Below are 2905 nucleotides of genomic sequence, written 5' to 3' on the forward strand. Positions count from 1 at the left end.
GCCTGCGGCCGGTGAGGGCCGGCCGCAGGCTCCCCGCGCCCCTGGGTGGGTTGCCCGACCCTCAGTTCACAGGTAGCGGAGTCAGGGCAACGGCCAACGGGTACGCACCGGTTGCCAGGGGGGACCTGACGGTGCCGGTCGCCGTGTCCACCGGTACCAGGGTGTTGCCGTCGGCCGTCGTCACGTAGGCCCTGCCGCCGTTCCAGTCGAGGGACACGTCGAAGGCCGACCTGCCGACCTCGACCGTGGTGCCGGGGGCGCCGGTCACCGTGTCCACCGGGGTGATCGTGTCGCCGTTGCTCGGGCTGACCCACAGGGTGCGGCCGTCCGGGGACAGTCCGAGGCCGTAGGCCTGGCCGGTGACCAGGAGGGTCGGTTCCGTGTCGTTCGTCGCCGTGTCGATCGGGGTCACGGTCGAGCCGCCCGAGTTGGAGACGTAGACCCTCCTGCCGTCGGGGGCCGCCACCACGTTGAAGGGGCTGGGGCCCACCGGGATCGCCGTGCCCGCCTCGGCGGTGGCCAGATCCACGGGGGTGACGGTGTTGTCGTGGATGTTCGCCACGTAGAGGGTGCCGCCGTCGGGGGTGATCGCCATGTTCTCCGGGCCGTCACCGACCGGGACCGGTGTGCCGGTCCTCAGAGTGGCCGTGTCGATCGACTGCACGGTGCCGTCCGTGTAGTTGGCGACCCAGAGGGTGCCGCCGTCCGGGGTGAGCGCCAGGCCCGCAGGGACCTTGCCCACGGCCACCGTGGCGGTGACCTTGCTGCTCGCCACGTCGATCACGCTGACCGTGTCGCTGCCCTGGTTCGCCGCGTACGCGGTACGGCCGTCCGCGCTCACCACGACCTCGCCGGGATTGGCGCCGACGGCGATGTTCGTCGTCGTGCCGGAGGTGAGGTCGATCGAACTCACCGACGCGCCACTGAAGTTCGCCGTCAGGGCTCGGGGTGTGCCGGTGCCTTCCGTGACCTGGACCGGCAGGGCCCGGTCGAGGATGCCGGTGCCTTCGACGACGACCGAGTGCACGCCCTCCGTCCTGCCCGTGAGGGTGATGGTGGCCTTGGTATTCGTGCCTTCCGAGGGCGTGGCGGTGACGCCGTCCGGCACGTCGAGCTTCCAACTGACCGCCTTCCCCCGGGCGTCGGAGAGGTCGAGGGTGACGGTGGCGGAGGCTCCGGGCTTCAGGGAGAGGGAGGCGGGGGAGAAGGACGCGTCCACTGCGGGGTCGGGGGCGTTCTCCAGCATCGTCGTGTACAGGAACTGGTCCATCACACCGGGCGAGACCTGCTGCGGTATGGCGTCCAACTCCTTCCGGTCGCGCTGGAGTTGCCTCCAGTACGTCGAGACCGCGTCCGTGTCACCGGCCTTGTGGGCCAGTAGCAGCCGCACGGCCGTCCCGCCCGCGTCGCCGTAGCGGCCGAGCTTGTCGAGCCAGGCGGAGGTCTCGTCCAGGAAACCCGGGTTGCCGAGGCGCGCGCGCAGCTCGGCGGGGGTGGCCGCCATGTCGGCGAAGTAGCCCGTGAGGGCCGCCGCGACCCGGTCGAGCCCGCTGTCCTGCTCGTAGGCCCTGCGGAAGGCGGCGATCAGTTTCGTGAGGGTCGGGGACTCGGTGGAGTCGAGCGCGGAGGAGTAGTTGTTCTCGGCGAAGATCCGCAGCCATGGGGCGGCGCCCGGTCCCGCGAGGTCCCGCACCGAGGCGAGGAACGCCCGGCGCGGGTCGTAGGCGTGCGGGTTCCACAGATAGGCGGCCGAGGTGAACAGGGCGATCCGGCTCGCCTCGCCCTGGACCATCGGGTTGGCGGTCACGCCGGCGGCAGCGCCCGCCACGCCCGGCTCGCGGCCCGTGTAGGGGCCGAGCAGCAGACGGCTGGTGACGTAGTCGTTGACCGGGTAGTTGTCCCAGACCAGGACCGGGTGGCCGTAGACCTCGCGGGCCTGCTTCAGCTGGTCGGTGGTGAGGGTGGGCGCGATGACACCGACACCGGTCCACTCCACGACCACGGAGGGGTCCAGTTGCTCCCGGAGGGCCTTCTTGTACGGGGAGTCCGCGAGGTCGGAGTACTCGGTGGGGACCGTCTCCAGCGGCTGGATGCCGGGGTGCGTGGCGGAGAAGTCCCGCCACACGGTGTTCAGCAGATGGGCCTGCGCGGCCCCGGCCGCACCGCCGCCCGTGCCGAACTCCCGCTCGTCCTCGGGGCAGTTCCACTTCGTGTAGCTGATGTCGTCCAGCGGGATCGCGAAGGAGCGGACCCCGATGGCGTACAGCGAGTCGAACTTGGCGGTCAGGGCCCGGGCGTCGGCGGCGGAGGAGTAGCACACCGACAGACCGGGGGAGAGGGCGTAGGTGAAGCGGACGTGGTCGGTGTCCGCCCGGTCGACCAGCTCCCGCAGCCGTGCGAGCTCCGCCGCCGGGTACTCGTCCCGCCAGCGGGCGCGCAGGTAGTCGTCGTCCTTCGGGGAGTAGACGTAGACGTTCTGCTTCGTACGCCCGTAGAAGTCGAGTTGGGCGAGCCGCTCGGCGTGCGTCCAGGGGGTGCCGTAGAAGCCCTCGATGACTCCGCGGAGGGCGGCGGTGGGCCAGTCGCGCACCTTGACCGCAGGCAACTCGCGCTGGCCGGACAGGAGTTGGCGCAGGGTCTGGGCGGCGTAGAAGGTGCCGGTGGTGTCGACGCCGGACAGGGCCAGCAGGGCCCGGCCGTGGCTGCGGCCCGCCGCCAGGACGTATCCGCCGGAGGGGAGGCCGGACGGGGAGCCGGCGGCCAGGCGGGTCAGGGCCCGGGCGGTGGCGGGGTTCTCGCCGGGGCCGCCGAGGTAGAGGGTCAGCCCGGACGGGGGCAGCCGGTCACCGGCGTCGACCCTCGTGATGTGCTCCGCCCCGGCCGCCCGCAGCGCCGCCTCCACGAC

Annotated in this window: 1 protein-coding gene; it reads right to left on the reverse strand. The window is 72.0% G+C overall.

Annotated elements, in window-relative coordinates:
- Positions 1-61: 61 nt before the first annotated feature.
- Positions 62-2905, reverse strand: a 2844-nt coding sequence (locus EHS43_RS41695; RefSeq protein ID WP_125195697.1) for a beta-N-acetylglucosaminidase domain-containing protein, incomplete at its 5' end; no start/stop codon positions are given.

It is taken from the genome of Streptomyces sp. RP5T (assembly GCF_003933965.1).
Lineage (GTDB): Bacteria > Actinomycetota > Actinomycetes > Streptomycetales > Streptomycetaceae > Streptomyces.